This window comes from Sphaerisporangium krabiense (assembly GCF_014200435.1).
GTDB lineage: Bacteria > Actinomycetota > Actinomycetes > Streptosporangiales > Streptosporangiaceae > Sphaerisporangium > Sphaerisporangium krabiense.
Window position 1 is genome coordinate 1,127,046 of record NZ_JACHBR010000001.1, and the last position, 20,731, is coordinate 1,147,776.

The window sequence follows — 20,731 nt, forward strand, 5'->3', positions numbered from 1 at the left end:
CGTGCCGGGCGTCAGGCGCGGTCGTGGTCGCCGGGGCGGACCAGGCCGCTTTCGTAGGCGAAGACGACCGCCTGGACGCGGGTGGTGAGGTTGAGCTTCATCAGGACGCGGGACAGGTGCGTCTTCACGGTCGCCTCGCCGAGGTAGAGGCGGGCGGCGATCTGGGTGTTGGTGAGGCCCTGGGCCAGGAGCTTCAGGACGTCGGTCTCGCGGGCGGTGAGGGAGTCCAGCTCGGCCGGGCGGGGCGGCGTGCGGGCCGGGTCGGGCTGGGTGGCGAAGGCGGCGATCACGCGGAGGGTCACCGCCGGGTGCAGCAGGCCCCCGCCGGCCGCGACGGTCCGCACCGCCTCGATGAGGTGCTCGGGCGGGGAGATCTTCAGCATGAAGCCGCTGACCCCGGCGCGCAGGGCGGCGGCGACGTGCTCGTCCTCGTCGAAGGTGGTGAGCACGATGACCTTGGTGTCCGGGTGGTCCCGGACGAGCCGCCGCGACGCCTCCAAGCCGTCCATGTTGGGCATGCGGACGTCGATCAGCACGACGTCGGGCCGGGTGCGGGCGACCAGGGCGAGGGCTTCGGCGCCGTCGGACGCCTCGCCGACGACCTGGATGTCCGGCTCGCCGCTGAGCACCATCCGCAGGCCGACGCGCACCATCGCCTCGTCGTCGGCGAGTGCCACGGAGATGGTCATGTCGCTTTTCCTACCAGACGCGGGGAATCGGGAATCGGGCGCGGACCGCGAAACCGCCGTCCGGTTCGGGGGCGGCGTGCAGGGTGCCGCGGACCATGGCGAGCCGTTCGCGCATCCCGACCAGCCCGTGGCCGCCGCGCCGAGGGGTGGTTCCGGCCTCATGCCGGACCTCGCCGCCGAGCCGGATCGCCGCCGGTTCGGGGGCCGGGTCGTTGCGGACCTCCAGGGTGAGGGCCTGGGCGGTGTAGTCGATGGTGACCACGGTCGGCACCCGCCCGGCGTGCCGCAGCACGTTCGTCAGGGCCTCCTGCAGCACCCGGTACGCCGTGAGGTCCAGGACCGGCGGCAGCCGCGGCGGTTCCGCCGGGGAGTTCAGCGTGACGTCCAGACCGGCGGCGCGGACGTCCGAGATCAGCTCGCCGACCCGGGCCAGCGACGGCGCGGGCGTCGGCCGTTCGCCGTCCACGCGCTCGCGCAGGATGCCGACCAGGCCGCGCATCTCCTCCACCGTCTGCCGTCCGAGCTGCTCCAGCCCGGCCACGACCTCCAGCTCGACCGGGCGGTCGGCGAGCATCCGGCGCAGGCCGCCGAGCTGCAGGGTGATCACGCTGACCGAGTGGGCCACGGCGTCGTGCACCTCGCGGGCGATGCGCGTGCGCTCCTGGGCCACCGCGGCCTGGGCGTTGGCCTCGCGTTCCGCGTCGAGGGCGGCGGCCAGCTCGGCGAGCTTGACCGCGCGTTCGCCGCTGCGCCGCGCGAGCAGCCCCATGAACCAGCCCGGCAGCAGCACCGCGGGCACGAAGAACAGCTCCCACAGGGTGCCGCCGGCCGCGATCGACATGCACGCGAAGGACACGCCCGCGACGCACAGCGCGATGGCGGAACGCCGCGGCGGCTCGCGCCAGCCGGTCCACGCGACCACCCCGATCAGGCCGATCATCGCCGCGCCGCCCACTCCGGGCGCGTCGAACGCGACCACGGCCACGGGCAGGCAGGCGGCGGCGATGGCCGTGCCCGCCAGCGGATGCCGGGCCGCGACCACGACTCCGAGGCCGAGCGCCACCCCGGAGATCCAGGTGGCCGTGGCGCTCGCGCCGAAGGAGTCGTCGAGCCGGGTCTCCAGGATGGCCAGGAAGGCGATCAGCGGTCCGAACGCCAGCGGAATGAGCCGGACGTCCCTCAGCCGGGTCATCGTCATGGCAGCCGATCGTAATCACGCGCGGCCCGCGGCGACTCCGCCGGATGACGGACCCGCGCAGCTCACCCGGTCCGCCGAACAGCGGACCCCGGGGGCGGCCGTTCCGCCGGAGCGAGGAGCGATCACGGTGCGCGATGGCTGATCCGGCGCGGCCGGCCCCGGCGGGAGAGTTCTCCCCGTAAGCGACGACCCACCGCGGCCTACGGAGCGGTCACCAGGGTCGCGACCTCTCACGGGTCCACGAACGGCCCGCAGGACGGAGACACGCCATGACCTCTCTCACCCACGGCGCCACGACCGGCACCGGGCCGCGCGCCGACCAGGCGAACCTGACCGGCGGCTTCCTGTGGCGCGCCGGCGGCGGCGCCCTGATCGCCGGTCCCCTGCTGATCCTCGGCGGGATGATGACCTGTCCGCCGCAGGACTCCGGCTCGACGGTGGACTACATCACGTCACTCGCCCGCGACAGCTCCCTGACGGAGCTGTCCGCCATGCTGCTCCACTACGGGCTGATCGCCTGCGCCCTCGGCGCGCTGGCCGTGCCCGCGTTGGTGCGCGGCCGCAAGGGCCGGTGGCCCGTGCTGCTCGGCGCGCTCGCCACCGCGCTCGGCCTGCTGAACGTGTCAGGGGCCGTGCGCGACGACTGGTGGCGGATGGTCACCGCGCAGCAACTCCCGATCGACGTCGCGGCGCGGATCTCCGACACCGTGGACGCCTCGGCGTTCATGCCCCTGTGGAGCGGCACCGAGATCCTCGCCTTCCTGGGCCTGCTCTCGCTGAGCGTCGGTCTCGCCCGGTCGGGCGTCGCCGGTTGGTGGACGGCCGCCGTCTTCCTCGGCGCGTTCGCCGGGATGACGGTCATCCCGGTCGGCATGACGTACGTGGTGGGCGGCGCGTTCGCCCTGATGTACCTGCCGCTCGCGGTCGCCGGGGTCCGCGTCTTCCAGCGCGAGCGCGCCGCCGCGTGACCCGGCGGGGCCTGGCCGCGTCCGTCTCCTCCGGCGCAGGAGGGGACGGACGCCGTACAGCGTCCCGATGGCCACCAGCGCGACTCCCGCGATCAGGAGGCCGGGCTTGAGCCCTGGTGGGGTGAAGGAGCAGGTCAGGGTGGTCGCCGTGCCGGTGAGGGGGACGGCCAGCAGGCCGAGGTAGCGGCCGGGGCGGCGGGGCCGGGCGTGGTCGAGGGAGCAGGTCCAGCCCTGGATGGCGGGGGCGGCGATGACGGCCGTGCCGGTGGCGCCGGGGGGCAGGGTGGCCGCGACGGTGTGGCCGGTGACGCGGACGGCGGTCGGGGCCGTGGCGCGCAGGTGGTCGACGGCCCTGGTGAGGCGGGTCGGGTCCAGGCAGGCGACGGCGCCGGCGGGCACCCGGCCGGTGTGGCGGGGGCGCAGTTTGATCTTCAGTTTGCCGCCCGGCGGGGCGACGCCGAGGAGCTGGACGGGGGCCCGGCTCTGGCCCGCGACCCCGGAGAAGGGGACCGGGTCGTCCCCGGCCAGCGTCGCGACGCCGGAGAACTCGGGGGCGTGCAGGTAGACCTGCTCGCCCGGACGGCAGGTGGCGCGCAGGGCGTAGGGGTAGGAAGCGGTGGGAAGCGGGTCCGGGGTGGTCGTGAGCGAGCCGTCGGGGGCGGGGCTGAGCTCGGTCTCGTCCTCGGTCAGATAGCTGGTGTCGGGCAGCTCGTACACCTGGGCGCCGAGCAGGAGCTCCTGGTTGCGGTACGGGGAGACGGTGAAGGTCGGCGAGGCCCCGGGCCGTACGGTCACCAGTGGAGCGGCCTGCCGGTACGTCAGCGACACCTCGTGCCGCCCGGATTCCCCCTGGCGGGAGTGGGCGCGGGCGCCGACGCCGAGGACGGCGTCCGTCACCGGGTTGTCCATGCTGCGCGGGGCGCGGCCCCGGGAGGTCCAGCCGAAGCCGAGGTGGGCGAGGGCGTCGACGAAGACCGCCGAGGTCATGCTGCTGTAGTACTCCGCGCCCTCGCCGCCGACGAGCTGGGGGTCGTTGGCGGTCATGCGGGACTCGCCGGGGTCGGTGCGGTAGGCCGGCCAGCGGTCGGCCGCGCGGACGGCGGCGCGCAGGTCGTCGCGCCAGGCGCCCGAGGTCTCGTGGTCGTCGAGGAACGCGGCGCGCCTGAGCTCGACGTACGCGACGTTGGCGGCGGCCTCGACGGTCTGGACGGCGGCCAGCAGGGCGAGCAGGACGGTGGCGGCGTGGCGGTGCGCGTGCGGGCCACGGACGAGGGTGTGCGCGCGGTAGAGGACGATTCCGGCGATCACCGTGATGAGCGACCATCGGACCATCTCCGCGGTGGCGTACGCCTGGCCGGAGGCCGCCCAGATCACGGCGCCGAGGACGGCGGCGGCGCCGAGCAGGGCGTACGGCCGTGGCAGGCCCGCGGCGAACGACCGCCGGCCCGCCATCACGAGCAGGCCGCACAGGACGAACGCCTGCCGGTAGTAGCTGCCGTTGGGGTTGGTGGAGGCGTACCAGAGGTGGACGGCCGGCTCCCACAGCGTCGAGGCCAGGACGAGCGCGATGGTCGCCGTCCAGACCGCGCGGGCGCGCCGCGGCACCGCCGGGTTGAACGGGAGCGTCAGCGCGGCGAACAGGGCGAACGTGCCGACGAAGAGCGCGGGCGAGTTGAACTGATAGCTGCCGGGCAGCAGCCGGCCGAGCAGCGGCCCGGCCTGGACCGGGACGAACGGGCGGGGATCCACCGGCCACGCGTCCTTGGCGCCCTGGTAGACGACCAGGACGATCGGCGCGGCGAGGCCCACGCCGAGGGCGGTGTGCAGGAGGGCGCGGCCTGAGGTGCGCAGGTGGCTCACGACGCGCGGCGCGGGCGCGTGAGTCGGTTCGGTGGCCGGCCTTTGTTCGGCGGTCAGTCTGATGATCAGGACGGCGGCGGCGCCGATGGTCGCGAAGTAGGCGGTGTAGAAGTTGGAGGTCCAGGCGTACGCGACGCACACGGTGGCGAGGAGCGGGTGGCGGCGGGCGATCGTCCACTCGACGGCCAGGCAGAGCAACGGGAAGGCGATCAGGCCGTCCAGCCACATCGGGTTGTAGGCGGCGTCGGTGACCGTCCAGCCGCAGAGGGCGTACGCGGCGCCGAAGACGGCGGCCAGGCCGGAGCGGAGGCGGCCACGGCCGGGGAGGCCGCGCAGATACCAGGCCATGACGGCCGCCGCCACGGCGATCTTGGCGACGGTGATCACGTAGACGGCCAGGTCGATCCGGTCGCGGGGGAACATCGCCGCGATCAGCGAGAACGGGCTGACCAGGTAGTAGAACGCGTCGGGGAGGTAGCTGGACCCGAAACCGGACGCCCAGTTCACGAACAGGTCGCCGCGCGCCTGACCGTGCAGGACGTCCCAGAAGTAGGCGTAGAAGGGGACGTACTGGTTGCCGAGGTCGCTGACGCTGCGCGCCGTGTCCCCGAAGGGGTAGAACCCGGCGGCGGCGTCGCCCCCGCACAGGCCGGCGACCGCCAGGATCGCGGCCATGAGCGCCGCCCCCGCCCGAGGGACCGCGGTGGCCATGGCGGGAGGACGCCGGCCATGGCCCTGGGGCGCGGCGGTGACCACGGCGGGAAGAAGCCGGTCACGGACCCAGGAAACGATCGTGACCACGGTGGGAAGAGTCCGGTCACGGCCCCGAGGCGCGGCGGTGGCCAGGGCGGGGAGGGTGCGGTTACCGACGGTATGGGCTGAGGGCCGGTAGGAGGCAGCAGCGGGCCGGGGGTCGGCCGTGTTCCTGGGCGGTGGTTCTCGCGTTTCCTGGGTGGTCACGGATCCTCACGGCGTCACGGGACGTCGGCTACGCGGACGGCGCCTGCGGCCAGACGGCACGATAGCCGATCTTCGTCGGCTCCGGTGGGTGGTGTGAACGAGTGAGTATGTCCTGATGGCCATTCCTTTATTGGGGATAGCCGGGAACATCAACTTAGGCGGGCGCCGTGGTTCGCGAGATCAAGCGGGGCGCAGGAGGGCGTGGGCCAGTTGGGCGGTCGTCCAGGACTGCCATCGGGGGGTGGGCCAGGCGCATTCGCGGGTCAGGATGAGGAAGAGCTCCGGGGAGAGGAGGCCGATGGTGATGTCGGTGGCCTCGTGGGCGGTCAGGCCGGGGCGCAGGGATTCCAGGCGGGTGAGGACGGCGACGAACGCCTCGTGGGCCGCGCGGCGCTGTCCGCTGTTGACGGCCCACTGCGCGGCCATGTCCGGGTCGGAGCCCGCCGCGTCGCGGACCACGGCGAGGACGGGGGCGACCCGGTCCAGGATGGCGGCGCTGGTCTCCACCCATCCCTGGACGACGGCCTCGGCGTCGTCCAGGGCCGCCAAGTCCGTGAATTCCGGACGGTCGAGCAGCGCGACCGGGGCGTCGTCCCCCACCGAGGCCGTGTCGATGACCTCTTTGAGCAGCTTGCTCTTGCTTCCGTAGTGGAAATAGACCGTCTGCACGGAGACGCCCGCCGAGTCGGCGATGTGCTGGAAGGTGGCCCCGGCGTACCCGTGGACGACGAACAGGTCGTGCGCGGCCCGCACGATTCGGCGGCGTGTCGCCGCCGACCTCCCGCTCTTGACCTCCGCCACAAAATTAGAGTACCACTTTAGAGTGTGACTCTAATTTCGAGGGATGGGAACCGATGACGGCCCTGCGCGGGTACCACCACGTCAAGCTGCCGGTCTCCGACCTGCGCGCGAGCATCGACTGGTACGGGCGCGCGCTGCGCCTGGAGGTGGCCATCGAGTTCGAGGAGGACGGCGTCCTGCGCGGCGTCGCCCTGCGCGATCCGGGCGCGACGCTCATGCTGGCCCTGCGCGAGGATCCCGGCCGGGCCGGCGCGCTCAGCGGGTTCGACCCGGTGGCCCTCGGCGTGCCCACGCTGGCCGACCTTCGGGACTGGTCGGACCACCTGGACGCGGCGGGCCTCGCGCACGGCGAGATCGCCGAGGGCAGCGCCGGCTGGCTGATCACCGGTCTCACCGACCCCGACGGCATCGAGGTCCGCCTCTACACCCTCGAAGGACGGTCATGACCGCGATCTTCCTGCCCCCGGACGCGGGGACGCTCCTCCCCTTCCTCGGCACCACGATGACCGTGAAAGCGGGCGGCGAGGAGACGGGCGGCGCGCTGAGCGTCATCAGATCCGACTGCCCGCCGGGGTTCGCCACGCCCCGGCACGTCCACCACAACGACGACGAGGCCTTCTACGTGCTGTCCGGCACGGTCCAGGTCCACTGCGAGGACGAGACGTGGGAGGCGGGCCCGGGGGGCTTCATCCTGCTGCCGCGCGGACGCCCGCACGCGTTCGTCAACCGCGGGGACGGCCTCCTGAGCATGCTCCAGCTCACCTGGCCGTCGGGATTCGAGCACTTCGCCGCGGAGGTCGCCGCCCTGCCGCCCGGCGCCCCCGACCCGGCGCTGCTCGCCGAGGTGGGGGCGCGCCACGGATACGAGATCCTCGGCCCGCCGCCGCCGCGCTGACGGCCCCCGCCGTCGTACATCAGCGCGGCCGCGGCCGGCCAGGCGGATGGTCAGGAGAACCTGCGGCCCTCGTCGCGGCGGTAGGCCCAGGTGGACAGGGCGCCGAAGACGGCGATCCACACGGCCAGCATCACGAGGGACAGGAGGTTGGGCGAGAACGACGTGCTGGCCGCCCAGACCAGTTCGACCGCGCCGCGGGTCGGCAGGTAGGGGGCGATGGCCTTGATGAAGTCGGGGGCGACGTCCGGGGGGCCGGTGAGCAGGCCGCCGCCGACGGCCATCGGGAAGAAGACGACCTGGGCCACGACCACGGCGGCCTTGGACGGCAGCGCGTATCCGATGAACAGGCCCATCAGCGTGAACGGGAGGGATCCGACGAGTACGGCGACCAGGCCGAGGAGCAACTGTGCGGGGGTCACCGTCGCCGCGGTGAGCAGGGCGGCGATGACCAGGACGGGGACGATCGCGATCAGCATGATGCCCATGACGGTGACGATGCGCCCGGCGAAGCGGGCCAGCGGCCCGGCGGGCAGCGTGCGCAGGTAGGGGTCCCAGGGCTGGGCCCGGTCCTCCGCGACGCCGATGCCGTAGGTGAACAGGCAGGCGGACATGATCGCGAAGATGAGCATCGCCCCGGTGGCGTAGGTCGCGGCGACCGCGTCGTCCCCGGTGAACGGCACGACGAAGAAGAGCATGGCCGCGGCGGGGAAGAACGCGCTGCCGATGATGGCGATGGGGACGCGGATCGTCTCCAGGAACAGGTAGCGGGCGTGGACGAGGACGAGGGACATCGCGAAGGCTCCTGTGGGGTGGCCGGGCGTCAGGCGACGGGCTGCCGCTGGGCGGTGACGGTGAGGAACGCCTCTTCCAGAGAGGTGGGCCGGACCTCCAGGCCGGAGAAGGGCACGTCGGCCAGGACCAGCTCCCGTACCAGGGTGTCGGCGTCCGCGGTGAGCAGGTGGGCGCGCGCGCCCTGGTGCTCGACCCCGAGGACGCCGGGCAGGCCGGTCACGACGGAGGGGTCGGGGACGCTCACCGTGACGCGGTGCACGGAGACCAGGCCGCGGACGGCCGCCATGGTGTCGTCGGCGAGGACACGGCCTTCGGCGATCACCACGACGCGTTCGGCCAGCGCCTCGATCTCCTCCAGGTAGTGGCTGGTGAGGACGACGGTTCCCCCGGCGGCGTGGAACCGGCGGATGCCGTCCCACAGCGCGTGGCGGGCCTCGACGTCCAGGCCGGTGGTGGGCTCGTCCAGGAAGACGAGCCGGGGCTCGCCGGCGAACGCCAGCGCCACCGCGAGGCGCCGCTTCTGGCCGCCGGACAGGCCGCCGATCTGGCGGCGGGCCAGGTCGGCGAGGTCGAAGCGCTCCAGGAGCGCCTGCCGGCCGAGCGCGCCGGGATAGTGGGCGGCCACGAAGTCGACGCACTCGCCGACCCGCAGCGTCGGCGGCAGGCCGGTCTCCTGGGGGGTGACGCCGATGCCGCGGCGCCGGGCCGGGTCGCGGGGCGAGCCGCCGAACAGCTCGACGGCGCCCGAGGTGGGCCGGCGCAGGCCGGCGAAGAGGTTGATGAGCGTGGACTTGCCCGCGCCGTTCGGGCCGAGCAGGCCGACCAGTTCTCCGGCGTGGATGTCCAGGCTGACCCGGTCCAGCGCGGTGACCGCGCCGTAACGGCGGGTGACCTCCACGGTGCGGGCAAGGATCTCGGGCATGGCGGATTCCTCTCTGGGGCATGGCGGACGATCCCTCGGCGCGCCGAGGGCTTCGAGGTCCTTGCGCGGGTCCTACGACAGGTCGAGCAGTTCGCGGATCGCGGCCGTGTAGTCCTCCAGGGCGCGGCGTCCCTGCCGGGTGAGGGTGATGTACGTCGTCGGCGTACGTCCCTTGTGGGTCTTGACGATCTCCACGTAGCCGGCCTCCTCGAGCTTGCCGAGGTGGACCGACAGGTTTCCGGCCGTCATCTGGAGCAGGTCCTTCAGGCCGGGGAAGGTGATCTGGTCGCCGTGGGCGAGGGTGTTGAGCGCGACGACCACCCGCAGCCTGGCCTGGGCGTGGATGACCGGGTCGAGCTCGCGGCTCACGTGGCCCGCCGCAGTCGCCGGGCCACGCCGACGACGAGGAACCCCCCGCCGCCGGCGCACATGAGCAGGGCGTGCACGGTCGGACCCGCGACCGCGCCCACCAGGTTGAGCACCGCGATGCCCGTGCCGAGGAAGAACATCGTCCAGTCCCGCCAGATCGCGCCGCCGGCGACGTAGAGCGCGGCGACGAGCGCCATGGACGTCACCGCCCAGAGCAGGCCGACCTCGTCGGGCGGCAGCAGCGGGCTGAGGCGTATGTCGATCGCGATGACGGAGGCGTAGCCGAACCCCCAGGCCAGGCCGTACATCATGCCGCGGTGGGAGGACTGGCCGCGCACCCGGCCCGCCATCCTGGACTGCGCGTACGCGGTGACGGCCATGGCGAGCATCATGCCGGCGAACAGCACGGTGATCGCCGCGTTCGAGGAGATCACGCCGTACGCGTAGTGGGCGAACAGGGCGCCGAACCCCGTCAGCCAGGCCACGCCCCAGGGCGCGTGCATCAGCAGCGGATCGCCGCCGAGCCGCCTGACCGTCGAGGCCCGTTGCTCCTCGATGATCCGGAGCGTCTCTTCCGGGGTCAGGGGCCCGTCGTCGTCCTCAAGCCGGTTCATGCTCGTTCCTTCAAACAAGTTTGATTGGTAAACCTCTAGTTTGAACTGTAAACCACACTGCGCCGCCAACTCAAGCCCCTGTCAGCGTTCGGTGCTGAGGCTGTCAGCCCCGGCGCGCACCGTGGACGGCATGAAGCGAACGAGGCCGCGCGGGAGGCGGGCCGCCGACGGGGAGGCACGGGTGGACATGCGGGCGCGGGACGGGAACGGCGAGGCGGTCCGGCTCGACGACGTGCGGAAGGTGTACGGCCAGGGCGACGGCTCCGTCGTGGCGCTGGACGGACTGACCATCGGCATCCGCGCGGGGACCTTCACCGCCGTCATGGGCCCGTCGGGGTCGGGGAAGAGCACGTTCCTGCAGTGCGCGGCGGGCCTGGACCGCCCGACGTCCGGCTCGGTGCGCTTCGAGGGGACCGAGATCACCCGCCTCGGCGAGGTCGCGCTGACCAGGCTGCGCCGCGAGCGGATCGGCTTCGTCTTCCAGGCGTTCAACCTGCTGCCCGCGCTGACCGTCCGGCAGAACGTGACGCTGCCGCTGCGGCTGGCCGGGCGCGAGGCCGACCCCGCGCACGTGGCCGAGGTGATCCGGCGCGTCGGCCTGGCCGACCGCGCCGGCCACCGCCCGCACGAGCTGTCCGGCGGCCAGCAGCAGCGGGTCGCGATCGCGCGCGCCCTCGTCACCCGTCCCGCCGTGGTCTTCGGCGACGAGCCGACCGGCGCGCTCGACACCCGTACGGCGCTGGAGGTGCTGGCGCTGCTGCGCGAGTCGGTCGCGGAGACCGGCCAGACGGTCGTGATGGTCACCCACGACCCGGTCGCCGCCTCGCACGCCGACCAGGTCGTGTTCCTGGCCGACGGCCGCTTCGCCGGCACGCTGGACCGGCCGACCGCCGAACAGGTGGCCGACCGCATGACGCACCTCGGCGCGTGGGAGACCAGGAGCGGGATCGGCGGTGGCCGCTGATGTGGAGCCTGGCCCTGAGCACCCTGCGCCACCGCGCGAGCGCGTTCGCCGCGGCGTTCGTCGCCATGCTGCTCGGCGCGGCCATCGTCTCCGCCTGCGGCGGCCTGATGGAGACCGGCATACGCCTGGCGGTCCCGCCGCAGCGGCTGGCGGGCGCGGCCGTCGTGGTGACCGGCGACCAGTCGTACGCGCTGCCGAAGGCCGACCCCGAGGACGAGGAGGAGGACGTCCAGTACGGGCTGCTGCCCGAGCGGGTGCCGCTGGACCCCGGCCTGGCCGGCAGGCTGGCCCGGGTGCCGGGCGTGGCGGCGGCCGTCCCCGACACCTCGGGCGCCGGGGCCGTCCAGGCCGTGGCCGTCACGGCCGAGGACGGGACGGACACCCGCGAGCTGGCCGAGCGGGTCGAGCGCGCGGTGGCCGGGTCGGCCGTGGTGCTGACCGGGGACGAACGCGGGCTGGCCGAGTTCCCCGAGGCCCTGGCCGCCCGCGAGAACCTGATCGTCCTCGCGGCCGTGTTCGGGGCGATGGCGATCATCGTGTCGATGTTCGTCGTCGCGGCGACGCTGGCCTTGTCGGTGCAGCAGCGGCAACGCGAGATGGCCCTGCTGCGCGCCATCGGCACCACTCCCGGCCAAGTGCGCCGCATGGTGGTCGCCGAGACCATGGCGCTGTCGATCGCCGCGGCCGTCCCCGGCGGCCTGCTCGGGCCCGTCCTCGGCGGATGGCTGTTCGACCGGCTGGTGGACAACGCGGTCGTCCCCGGGGTCGTGGTGTACGGCCAGGGGTGGCTGCCCGCGGCCGTGGGCGTCGCGGTCTCGCTGCTGTCCGCCCTGATCGCGGCCCTGGTGACCGCGAGGCGCGCCGCGTCGGCCCGCCCCGCGGAAGCCCTGGCCGAGGCCGCGGCGCCGCCCGTACGCACAGGGGCCGTACGGCGGGCCGCGGCCGTGACCTGCTTCGCCGGCGGCGTCGCGCTGGCCCTGGTGACGGTGCTGTTCATGCACGGCCCCCTGGTGAGCAGCACCGCGGGCCCGGCGGTGCTGCTCTGGGCGATCGGCCTGGCGCTGGTCGCCCCCACCCTGGTCAAGGCCGTCACGTCCGTGCTGGCCAGGCCGGTGCTCGCGCTGAGCGGTCCCGCGGGCTACCTGGCCGTGCTCAACACGCGGGCGGGGACGGCCCGGCTGGCGGCGGCGGTCGTGCCCGTCCTGCTCGCCACCGGCATGGCCACCGCGAACCTCTACATGCAGACGACCCAGACCGGCGCGGCCGGCCGCGCGTACGCCGAGAGCCTGCTCGCCGACCTGGTCGTCACCCCCGCCACCCCGGACACGCTGGACCAGGTGCGGGCGGTCGAGGGCGTCGCCGCGGCCTCGGAGTACGTGACGAGCACCGGCTACGTCGACGCCCCGCACGACGCCTGGCAGCGCGAGGAGGGCTGGCCGCTGCGCGGCGTCAGCGCCGAGGGCGTCGAGAAGACGGTCGCGACGACCGTGATAGGGGGCGACCTGCGGCAACTGAAGGGCGACACGGTCGCGCTGACGGCCGTGCACGCCCGCAACATCGGGCGCGGCGGCGTCGGCCTGGGCGACACGGTCACGATGCGGCTCGGCGACCGCGCCCAGGTGAAGCTGCGCGTCGTGGCCCTGCTGAGGGTCGAGACGGGGAACGAGATGGCGCTGCTGCCCGCCTCGACCCTGGCCCCGCACACCACGGCCGGGGCGCCCTCGCGGATCCTGGTCCGCGCGGCCGACGGCGTCACCCGGGAAGCGCTGACCGGCGAGCTGCGCCGGCTCGGGCTGGAGGTCCAGGGCCGCGACGCGCTGACCGCCGCCTTCGGGGCCGCGCAGAACACCCAGGCGTGGGTGAACTACCTGCTCGTCGGCGTCATCGTCGCCTATACCGCGATCGCGGTGGTCAACACGCAGGTCATGGCGACCGCGCGGCGGCGGCGCGAGTTCGGCCTGCAACGGCTCACCGGCTCCACCCGGGGCCAGGTCCTGCGCATGACCGGCGTCGAGGCGCTGATGGTCGCGGTCACCGGGATCCTGCTCGGCACGGTGGCCTCGGCGATCAGCCTGGTGCCGTTCGCCATCGCGGTGGACGGCTCCCCTCTGCCGTCCGGGCCGTGGGGGATCTACGCGGGCGTCGTGGGGGCGGTCGCGGTGATCACGGTCGGCGCGACCTGGCTGCCTGCCTGGCTGGTGACCCGGTCCCGGCCCGCGGAGGCGGCCGCCGCCCTGACCTGAACCGCCCGCCCGGCATGTCCGCCTCCGTGCCGGCCGCCGCCTGACCCGGTGACCGCTCGGACGCCCCTGATACGCGCCTTTCGATCTCGCGAAGGCGCGTATCTTGTGGCGTCTCCAATAGGGATGACCCGATACTCGGGATCATGCACTTCGGCCTCCTGGGTCCCACGGAAGTCCTGCGCGACGGACGCCATGTCCCCGTCGGCGGGCCCATGGTGCGCGCGCTGCTCGCCCTCCTGCTGCTGGACGCCGGGCGGGTGGTCGGCGTGGCGCGGCTGATCGACGGCCTGTACGGGGAGAGCGCGCCGTCGGCGAACGCGCTGCAGTCCCAGGTGTCCCGGCTGCGCCGCATCCTCGGCGACGGGCTCGTCGAGTCCCATCCGCTGGGATACCGGCTCGCCGTCGCGCCCGGCGACGTGGACGTCCACCGGTTCACGGAGCTGGCCCGGCAGGGGCACGAGGCGCTCGCCGCCGGGGACGCCGGCACCGCCGCGGCCGTGCTGCGCGAGGCCCTGGGGTTGTGGCGGGGCGCCGCGCTCGCCGACGTCGGCGGGGCGCCGTTCGCGTCCGTGCAGGTCACGCGGCTGACCGAGCTGCGGGTCACCGCCACGGAGGACCGCGTCGAAGCCGACCTCGCGCTCGGCGCGCACCACACGCTGGTCGCCGAGCTGCGCGACCTGGTCGCGGCGCACCCGCTGCGGGAGCGGCTGTGGGGCCAGCTCATGCGCGCCCTGTCCGCGTGCGGGCGGCAGGCCGAGGCGCTGGCCGCGTTCGCCGAGGCCCGCCGGACGCTGGCCGACGAGCTCGGCGCGGACCCCTCCCCCGAGCTGGCCGCCCTCCACGTCCGCCTCCTGCGCGGCGAACAGACCGCCGACCGAGAGAAGAGCGACGTGCCGTCCGCGGTCGCGCCGGGGCCGCGGACGGCGCTGCCCGCCGCGCTGACCGGCTTCGTCGGGCGGGAGGAGGAGCTGGCGCGCGTCCGCGAGCTGATCGGCCGGGAGCGGCTGGTCACGCTGAGCGGGCCGGGCGGCACCGGCAAGACCCGCCTGGCCGTCGAGGCCGCGCGGCAGGTCGCGGCGGCGGGCGGGGAGGTCGGGTTCGTCGAGCTGGCCCCGCTCGGCGACGGCGCCGAGGCCCCGCAGGCGGTGCTGGCCGCGCTCGGGCTGCGCGAGGGCGGGCTGCGGCCGCCGTCCCCCGCCGACGCCCAGGCGCGCACGGCCACCGACCGCCTTGTCACCGCGCTGGCCGGACGCGAGACCCTCCTCGTGCTCGACAACTGCGAGCACGTCCTGGACGAGGTCGCCGCCCTGGCCGGCCACCTGCTGGCCCGCTGCCCCGGCCTGCGCGTCCTCGCCACCAGCCGGGAGGCGCTCGGCGTGCTCGGCGAGACCATCCACCCCGTCCCCCAGCTCGGGCTGCCGCCCGCGGACGCCACGGCCGAGGAGGCGGGCGCGTACCCGGCGGTGCGGCTGTTCGCCGAACGCGCCCGCGCCGTACGGCCCGGCTTCCGGCTGGAGGAGGCCGGCGCGGGCGAGGTCGCGCGGATCTGCCGGGTGCTGGACGGGCTGCCGCTGGCCATCGAGCTGGCCGCCGCGCGCCTGCGGTCGCTGACCGTGGAGGAGGTCGCGGCGCGGCTGGACGACCGGTTCGGCCTGCTCACCCGGGGCAACCGCGCCGCCCAGCCCCGGCACCGCACGCTGCGCGCGGTCGTCGAGTGGAGCTGGGACCTGCTGGACGAGGACGAGCGGACGCTGGCCCGGCGGCTGACCGTGTTCTCCGGCGGCGCGACCGTGGCCGCGGCCGACCGCGTCTGCGGGCCCGGGACCGTGGACCTGCTCGCCTCGCTCGCGGACAAGTCCCTGGTCGAGCTGGTCCACGGGCGGTACCGGATGCTGGAGACGATCCGGGCGTTCTGCGCCGAGCGGCTGGCGGAGGCGGGCGAGGAGAAGGCCCTGCGGAGTGCCCACCTGGCGTACTACCTGGACCTGGCCGAGACGGCGGAGCCCTTCCTGCGGGACGGCGCGCAGCTCACCTGGCTGGAACGGCTCGACGCCGAGCGGGGCGACCTGCACGCGGCGGTCCGCTGGGCGGCGGAGGCGGGCGAGCACGCGGCGGCGGTCCGGCTGGTCGCCGCGCTGTCCCCGTACTGGCTGCTGCGCGGCCGGCGCAGCGAGGGCGGCAAGGCGGCGGCCGAGGTGCTGGCCGCGACCGGCGCGGCGGCGCCGCACGGGCTGGAGGAGGAGTACGTGCTGTGCGTGCTCGACGCCGCCGCGACCGGGGCGGCGGACAAGGCCGCGCTGGAGACCGCCGAGGCGCTGATGGCGGGACGCCCGGTCGTCCGGCCGTTCCTCACGCTGCTGTGGGGCAGCTTCTCCGGCATGTCCACCGGCACGGCCGACCCGCGTGACGCCGCGGACCCGTGGGCGCGGGCGCTCACCCATCTCGGCCTCGGGTACCGGTCGTGGTGGGCCGAGGGCGACCTGGCGGAGGCCGACCGCACGTTCTCGCTGGCCCTGGCCGGGTTCCGCGGCGTCGGAGAACGCTGGGGCATGGCCACCGCGCTCGGCGCGCTGGCCGTGCTCGCGGACCTGCGCGGCGACGCGGAGCGGTCCGCGGCGCTCGCCGACGAGGCCCTGGAGCTGACGGGCGTGCTCGGCGCGACCGAGGACATGGCCGAGCTGCTGCACCGCCGCGCCGACGCGGGCCTGCGCCGCGGCGACCTCGACGCCGCCCGGGGCGACTACGAACGCGGGATCGACCTCGGGCGCCGCGCGGGCATGCCGGACGCGCTCGCCCGGGGGCACCACGGCCTGGCGGAGGTCGCCCGCCTGCGCGGGGACGTCGCCGAGGCGCGGCGGCTCTGCCACGAGGCGCTGGCCGAGTGCCCGGCGGGGTGGATCACCACCGAGCAGACCCGGGCGCGCGTCTCGGTCACCCTGGCGCGGCTGGCCGTGGCCGAGGGCGAGACCGCGCAGGCCAAGGGGTGGCTGCGGCGCGCGCTGTCCGGCGGCGCGGCCACCCAGGACCTCGGCGTCGCGGCCCTCGCCGTGTGGACGTTCGCCGAGGTCGCGCTGACCGACCACGAGGACGAGAAGGCCGCCCGCCTGCTCGGCGCGCACGCGGCCCTGCGCGGCGAGCCGCCGGACCCGGCGCTCGCCGCGCGGTGCCGGTCCCGGCTGGGCGACGCGGCCTACGAGCGGGCGTACGAGAGCGGACGGCGCATGTCGCCGGAGGAGACCCTCGCCATCCTCTCCCCCGCCTGACCGGACCCTGTAGCGCAGGCTGGTGCGCCCGTGCCGCAGGCGGGTACGAAACCGCAATGCGGGCCGACAAACTGGACACCTATCGGAGCAAGCGCCACGCCGCCCGCACGCCGGAACCGGTGCCGGGCCCGGGCCCGCTCCCCGAGGGCGACGACGACACGTTCGTGATCCAGGAGCACCACGCCCGTCGCCTGCACTGGGACTTCCGCCTGGAGCGCGGCGGCGTGCTGGTCTCGTGGGCGGTCCCGAAGGGGCTGCCGCTGGACCCGAAGACCAACCACCTCGCCGTGCCCACCGAGGACCATCCCCTGGAGTACGCGGCGTTCGAGGGAGAGATCGCCCCCGGCGAGTACGGCGCGGGGCTGGTGCTCATCTGGGACCGCGGCCGCTACGAGACCGAGAAGTGGACCGGGCGCGAGGTCAAGGTCGTGCTGCACGGCTCACGGGTCTCCGGCCGCTACGTGCTCTTCCCGACCGGCGGCAGGAACTGGATGATCCACCGGATGGACCCTCCACCGCCCGAGCCCCCCACCTTCCTGCCGGGCCTGCGCCCGATGCTCCCCGAGGCCCGCAAGCGGCTCCCCCGTGACCAGGCGGCGTACGGCTTCGAGTTCGACCTCGGCGGCGACCGCGCCCTCGTCGCCGTCCGCGACGGCGAGACCCGCCTCATCAGGTCCGACGGCACGGCGGACGGCCCCGACCTCGGCGGCCTGCCGAAGGCGCTGCTCGACCTGCCCGCCGTCCTGGACGGCCAGATCGTCACGGTGGGCGGCGCGCGGGTCTACATGATCACCGACATCCTGCACCTGGACGGCGGCGAGCTGCTGGACCGCCCCTACCGGGACCGCCGCCGCACCCTCGACCACCTCAAGCTGAACGGCGCGCACTGGCAGACCACCCCGTGGTTCCCCGGCGACGGCAGGTCCGTCATGAAGGTGGCGCACCGGCGCGGCCTCCCGGCCGTCCTCGCCAAGCGCCTGGACAGCCCCTACCTCCCCGGCGCCCGGACGGCCTCCTGGCTCCGCGTCCCCGTCCCCCCGGCTACCTGACGGCCGCTACCGGACGCCATGGTCGGGGTACTGCCGCTGGAGGGGCATGGACTTCGGCCGGAGCGGGGCGGTCCTCGGCCGCGCCTCACTCCGGTCGCGCAGAAGCCGCTCGGCCTCCTCGTGCAGGGCCGCGACGAGCAGCAGCTCGAAGCCGAGCTCATGATCAAGCGCAGGATCGTCCATGGTGGTGCCTCCACCTACTAGACGCACCAAACCCCCCAAAGGGTGCACGACCCGACCATCTCCATATGAGTCCGAGGGCCTGGCCCGCGCGTATGTCCGCCATACCTGGGCAGAGGGGACATGTGACGAACGACACGCGCATCCGGACTTGATTTCACATGGCGTTTATAAACGGGCAACAGATCAGAAATCGCCGGTTGGCAACGTCGGTGTCGCGGGGGACGCGGATCGCCTGCTCACGTACGCACAGCCGAGCCATGCCGAGGGGACCGAAGTGACCTACAGGGCCGAGTACATCTGGATCGACGGCACCGAGCCGACCGCCCGCCTCCGGTCGAAGACGAAGATCCTCGCCGACGGCGCCGAGCTGCCGGACTGGGGCTTCGACGGGTCCAGCACGAACCAGGCGCCGGGCAAGGCGTCCGACTGCGTGCTCAGGCCGGTCTTCACCTGTCCCGACCCGATCCGCGGCGGCGACGACGTCCTCGTGCTGTGCGAGGTGCTGCTCCCGGACATGACCCCGCACAAGACCAACACCCGGGCGCAGCTCACCTCCGTCGCCGAGCGTTACGCCGGCCAGGACTCCTGGTTCGGCATCGAGCAGGAGTACACGTTCTTCAAGGACGGCCGCCCGCTCGGTTTCCCGGTCGGCGGCTACCCCGCCCCGCAGGGCTTCTACTACTGCGGCGTCGGCGCGGACGAGGTCTACGGCCGCGACATCGTCGAGGCGCACCTCGACGCCTGCCTGACGGCCGGTCTGGCCATCTCCGGCATCAACGCCGAGGTCATGCCCGGCCAGTGGGAGTTCCAGGTCGGCCCCGGCGGCCCGGTGGAGGTCTCCGACCAGCTCTGGATCGCCCGCTGGCTGCTGTACCGCATCGCCGAGGACTACGACGTCTCGGCCACGCTCGACCCCAAGCCGGTGAAGGGCGACTGGAACGGCGCCGGCGCGCACACCAACTTCTCCACGCGCGCGATGCGCTCCGGCTACGACCCGATCATCACGGCCTGTGAGGCGCTCGGCGAGAAGTCCGGCGAGCACATCGCGGGCTACGGCGCCGGGATCGAGCGCCGCCTGACGGGCATGCACGAGACCGCGCCCTGGAGCGAGTACAGCTACGGCGTGTCGGACCGCGGCGCGTCGGTCCGCATCCCCTGGCAGGTCGAGGCCGAGAAGCAGGGCTACATCGAGGACCGCCGCCCGAACGCCAACTGCGACCCGTACGTGGTCACCCGCCTGATCGTGGGCACGTGCTGTGAGGCTCTGGAGAAGGCCGACCAGGTCTGACCGGCCCCGCCGGCGCCCGCCCCGCCGCGTTGACACCGCCGGCGAAGTAGATCGAGACAGCGGCCCCGTGATCACGTCTGTGATCACGGGGCCGCTGTCTTCGTTCTCGCTCGCGGATGGAGTCGCGGGCCGATCGCGGCGTCAGGTGCCGGCCGAGTCGCGTCGATCGACGGGGGCGTCCGGCAAGGCCGTCGCCGAGCGGTGGATCTTCGTCAGCGCGCTGAGGAGATGTTCGCGTTCGGCATCGGTGAGGTCGGCGGTGACCCGCTCTTCGAGCAGCCGCCGTTCCTTTTCGATGGGAGCTTGCAGGGCGCGTCCGGCGTCGGTGAGCCACAGCCGGACCAGCCGGTTGTCCCGGTCGTCGCGGCGCCGGGTGAGCAGGCCGGCCGCGGCCATCCGGGTGGCCGCCTTGACCACGTTGGGAGTGGTGACGTTCAGCGCGGCGGCGACCTCGCCCGGGGTGCGGCCGTCCTGCCGCCACAGCACCGCGAGCAGGTGGTCTTGCCCTAGGTGCAGCCCGTGCCGTCGCACGGCCGTCTCGGCCGCCACACGCAGCGCCTTCGACGCCTTGCTGTGCAGGTCCAGGAACTCGGGCACGTCGAGGCCTCCGTGATGTCGCGGTGCGGTTGACAGCAAATCGTGTACCGGTTAACGTCCTTCTCAATCATTAACCGGTAAACGAACTCGGGGTCCTCATGATACTGGTGACCGGTGCCACCGGAAACGTCGGCCGCGAGCTCGCCCGCGAACTGGACGAGCTCGGCGTACCGTTCCGCGTCCTGGTCCGCGACCCGGCCCGCGCCACCACGTCGCCTGAGCGGGCCGAGCGGGTCGTGGCGGATCTGAGCGATCCGGCGACGTTGCCGCCCGCCTTCGCCGGCGTCGACCGGCTGTTCCTCCTCACCCCCGGCATCGGCCTCGACCACACCAGGCACGCCGTAGCCGCCGCCCGGTCCGCGGGGGTGCGCCACATCGTGCACCTGTCCTCGTTCAACGTGCTCGGCGACCCCATGCCCGCCATGGGTCGCTGGCACCACGAACGCGAGCAGGCCATCCGGGCCTCCGGCATCCCGGCCACCTTCCTGCGGCCCGGCGGCTTCATGACCAACGCCTTCGACTGGCTGCCCACCATCCGCCAGGGGGGCTACGTCCTCGATCCGGCCGGCCCCGGCCGATACGCGCCGATCGACCCCGCCGACATCGCCGCCGTCGCCGCCCTGGCTCTGACCGGCGACGGCCACCAAGGCCAGGAATACGTTCTCACAGGCGAGGAGCTGTTCACCGTCGTCGACCAGGTCAAGATCCTCGCTGCGGCGGCCGGCCGGGACATCGCGGTCCGGGCGGTGAACACCGCGGAGGAGGCCGTCGCCTCCCGATTCCCCAACGGGGCGCCCCCGGCGCTGGCCGAGGCCATCATCGAGGGGTTCCACCTCATGCGCGCCGACACCGCCGGATTCCGCACCGACACCGTGGAGCGCCTGCTCCAGCGCAAGCCCCGTACCTTCGCCGCCTGGTGCGCACGCAACGCCGACGCCTTCCGGACCACCTGATCCGCAGGTACGCGTCCCGGCGACCGCGTGGCCTCCCGGCACCGCGACGGCCCCGTGATCACTCACGTGATCACGGGGCCGTCGCCGTCGGATCTACTTCGCCGGCGGTGTCCCGTGTTCGGG

General features: G+C 74.0%; 18 protein-coding genes. 8 read left to right on the plus strand and 10 right to left on the minus strand.

Going from position 1 to position 20,731, the window contains the following annotated elements; all coding sequences use genetic code 11:
- Window positions 1-11: 11 nt before the first annotated feature.
- The 4 genes from BJ981_RS04850 to BJ981_RS04870 all read right to left on the minus strand — a co-directional run bounded on the left by BJ981_RS04850 (window position 12) and on the right by BJ981_RS04870 (window position 6,476).
- Window positions 12-689 carry a response regulator gene (locus BJ981_RS04850; RefSeq protein ID WP_184608508.1) on the minus strand — a complete coding sequence of 226 codons (678 nt, stop codon included), beginning with the start codon at window positions 687-689 and terminating at the stop codon, window positions 12-14.
- A 10-nt stretch (window positions 690-699) separates the two neighbouring features.
- Window positions 700-1,887: a sensor histidine kinase gene (locus BJ981_RS04855; protein ID WP_184608509.1), complete on the minus strand. Its 1,188-nt coding sequence runs from the start codon at window positions 1,885-1,887 to the stop codon at window positions 700-702.
- A gap of 623 nt (window positions 1,888-2,510) precedes the next feature.
- Window positions 2,511-5,516 (minus strand): YfhO family protein, encoded by a 3,006-nt coding sequence (locus BJ981_RS39005; protein ID WP_204070451.1) that lies wholly within the window; start codon window positions 5,514-5,516, stop codon window positions 2,511-2,513.
- 339 nt (window positions 5,517-5,855) lie between these two features.
- Complete coding sequence (locus tag BJ981_RS04870; RefSeq protein ID WP_239139457.1) at window positions 5,856-6,476, minus strand: TetR/AcrR family transcriptional regulator; 621 nt, start codon at window positions 6,474-6,476, stop codon at window positions 5,856-5,858.
- Between the two features lie 53 nt (window positions 6,477-6,529).
- Here BJ981_RS04870 and BJ981_RS04875 point away from each other — a divergent pair, with 53 nt between their 5' ends.
- Both BJ981_RS04875 and BJ981_RS04880 read left to right on the plus strand, forming a co-directional pair.
- The gene (locus BJ981_RS04875; RefSeq protein ID WP_184608511.1) at window positions 6,530-6,922 is read left to right on the plus strand and encodes a VOC family protein; all 393 of its coding nucleotides are present in this window, start codon (window positions 6,530-6,532) and stop codon (window positions 6,920-6,922) included.
- Window positions 6,919-7,371: a cupin domain-containing protein gene (locus BJ981_RS04880; RefSeq protein ID WP_184608512.1), complete on the plus strand. Its 453-nt coding sequence runs from the start codon at window positions 6,919-6,921 to the stop codon at window positions 7,369-7,371. Before BJ981_RS04875 ends, BJ981_RS04880 begins: the two co-directional genes overlap by 4 nt.
- Window positions 7,372-7,421: 50 nt before the next feature.
- On the opposite strand, the gene BJ981_RS04885 is transcribed toward BJ981_RS04880, so the two are convergent.
- The 4 genes from BJ981_RS04885 to BJ981_RS37775 all read right to left on the minus strand — a co-directional run bounded on the left by BJ981_RS04885 (window position 7,422) and on the right by BJ981_RS37775 (window position 10,068).
- Window positions 7,422-8,162 (minus strand): ABC transporter permease, encoded by a 741-nt coding sequence (locus BJ981_RS04885; RefSeq protein WP_184608513.1) that lies wholly within the window; start codon window positions 8,160-8,162, stop codon window positions 7,422-7,424.
- Window positions 8,163-8,191: 29 nt separating this feature from the next.
- Complete coding sequence (locus tag BJ981_RS04890; protein ID WP_184608514.1) at window positions 8,192-9,085, minus strand: ABC transporter ATP-binding protein; 894 nt, start codon at window positions 9,083-9,085, stop codon at window positions 8,192-8,194.
- 72 nt (window positions 9,086-9,157) lie between these two features.
- Window positions 9,158-9,454 carry a transcriptional regulator gene (locus tag BJ981_RS37770; protein WP_184608515.1) on the minus strand — a complete coding sequence of 99 codons (297 nt, stop codon included), beginning with the start codon at window positions 9,452-9,454 and terminating at the stop codon, window positions 9,158-9,160.
- On the minus strand, window positions 9,451-10,068 hold the full coding sequence (locus BJ981_RS37775; protein ID WP_184608516.1) for a transporter: 618 nt from the start codon (window positions 10,066-10,068) through the stop codon (window positions 9,451-9,453). The genes BJ981_RS37770 and BJ981_RS37775 overlap by 4 nt, the downstream gene beginning before the upstream one ends.
- Window positions 10,069-10,255: 187 nt before the next feature.
- On the opposite strand from BJ981_RS37775, the gene BJ981_RS04905 reads away from it, so the two are divergent.
- The 4 genes from BJ981_RS04905 (at window position 10,256) to BJ981_RS04920 (ending at window position 17,587) form a co-directional block, all read left to right on the plus strand.
- Window positions 10,256-11,032, plus strand: a complete 777-nt coding sequence (locus tag BJ981_RS04905; RefSeq protein ID WP_204070456.1) for an ABC transporter ATP-binding protein — start codon at window positions 10,256-10,258, stop codon at window positions 11,030-11,032.
- Window positions 10,996-13,275, plus strand: coding sequence for an ABC transporter permease (locus BJ981_RS04910; RefSeq protein WP_221314651.1), 2,280 nt, complete (start codon window positions 10,996-10,998; stop codon window positions 13,273-13,275). The genes BJ981_RS04905 and BJ981_RS04910 overlap by 37 nt, the downstream gene beginning before the upstream one ends.
- 143 nt (window positions 13,276-13,418) lie before the next feature.
- Window positions 13,419-16,538, plus strand: coding sequence for an ATP-binding protein (locus tag BJ981_RS04915; protein ID WP_184608518.1), 3,120 nt, complete (start codon window positions 13,419-13,421; stop codon window positions 16,536-16,538).
- 56 nt (window positions 16,539-16,594) lie between these two features.
- A complete protein-coding gene (locus tag BJ981_RS04920) occupies window positions 16,595-17,587 on the plus strand; it encodes a DNA polymerase ligase N-terminal domain-containing protein (protein ID WP_184608519.1) in 993 nt (330 codons plus the stop codon).
- A 6-nt stretch (window positions 17,588-17,593) separates the two neighbouring features.
- Here BJ981_RS04920 and BJ981_RS04925 read toward each other — a convergent pair whose 3' ends face one another.
- A complete protein-coding gene (locus BJ981_RS04925) occupies window positions 17,594-17,770 on the minus strand; it encodes a hypothetical protein (RefSeq protein ID WP_184608520.1) in 177 nt (58 codons plus the stop codon).
- A gap of 274 nt (window positions 17,771-18,044) precedes the next feature.
- Here BJ981_RS04925 and glnII point away from each other — a divergent pair, with 274 nt between their 5' ends.
- Window positions 18,045-19,058: a glutamine synthetase gene (gene glnII, locus BJ981_RS04930; protein WP_184608521.1), complete on the plus strand. Its 1,014-nt coding sequence runs from the start codon at window positions 18,045-18,047 to the stop codon at window positions 19,056-19,058.
- A gap of 141 nt (window positions 19,059-19,199) precedes the next feature.
- Here glnII and BJ981_RS04935 read toward each other — a convergent pair whose 3' ends face one another.
- Window positions 19,200-19,655 carry a MarR family winged helix-turn-helix transcriptional regulator gene (locus BJ981_RS04935; protein ID WP_184608522.1) on the minus strand — a complete coding sequence of 152 codons (456 nt, stop codon included), beginning with the start codon at window positions 19,653-19,655 and terminating at the stop codon, window positions 19,200-19,202.
- Between the two features lie 107 nt (window positions 19,656-19,762).
- On the opposite strand from BJ981_RS04935, the gene BJ981_RS04940 reads away from it, so the two are divergent.
- Entirely contained in the window at window positions 19,763-20,608 is an 846-nt protein-coding gene (locus BJ981_RS04940) for an NAD(P)H-binding protein (RefSeq protein WP_204070450.1), read from the plus strand.
- The last annotated feature ends 123 nt before the right edge of the window (window positions 20,609-20,731 follow it).

Coding starts and splice junctions, on each gene's coding strand:
- BJ981_RS04850 (WP_184608508.1), bottom strand. CDS start 689: ATGACCATCTCCGTGGCACTCGCCGACGACGAGGCGATGGTGCGCGTC.
- BJ981_RS04855 (WP_184608509.1), bottom strand. CDS start 1,887: ATGACGATGACCCGGCTGAGGGACGTCCGGCTCATTCCGCTGGCGTTC.
- BJ981_RS04875 (WP_184608511.1), top strand. CDS start 6,530: ATGACGGCCCTGCGCGGGTACCACCACGTCAAGCTGCCGGTCTCCGAC.
- BJ981_RS04880 (WP_184608512.1), top strand. CDS start 6,919: ATGACCGCGATCTTCCTGCCCCCGGACGCGGGGACGCTCCTCCCCTTC.
- BJ981_RS04885 (WP_184608513.1), bottom strand. CDS start 8,162: ATGTCCCTCGTCCTCGTCCACGCCCGCTACCTGTTCCTGGAGACGATC.
- BJ981_RS04890 (WP_184608514.1), bottom strand. CDS start 9,085: ATGCCCGAGATCCTTGCCCGCACCGTGGAGGTCACCCGCCGTTACGGC.
- BJ981_RS37775 (WP_184608516.1), bottom strand. CDS start 10,068: ATGAACCGGCTTGAGGACGACGACGGGCCCCTGACCCCGGAAGAGACG.
- BJ981_RS04905 (WP_204070456.1), top strand. CDS start 10,256: ATGCGGGCGCGGGACGGGAACGGCGAGGCGGTCCGGCTCGACGACGTG.
- BJ981_RS04915 (WP_184608518.1), top strand. CDS start 13,419: ATGCACTTCGGCCTCCTGGGTCCCACGGAAGTCCTGCGCGACGGACGC.
- BJ981_RS04920 (WP_184608519.1), top strand. CDS start 16,595: ATGCGGGCCGACAAACTGGACACCTATCGGAGCAAGCGCCACGCCGCC.
- BJ981_RS04925 (WP_184608520.1), bottom strand. CDS start 17,770: ATGGACGATCCTGCGCTTGATCATGAGCTCGGCTTCGAGCTGCTGCTC.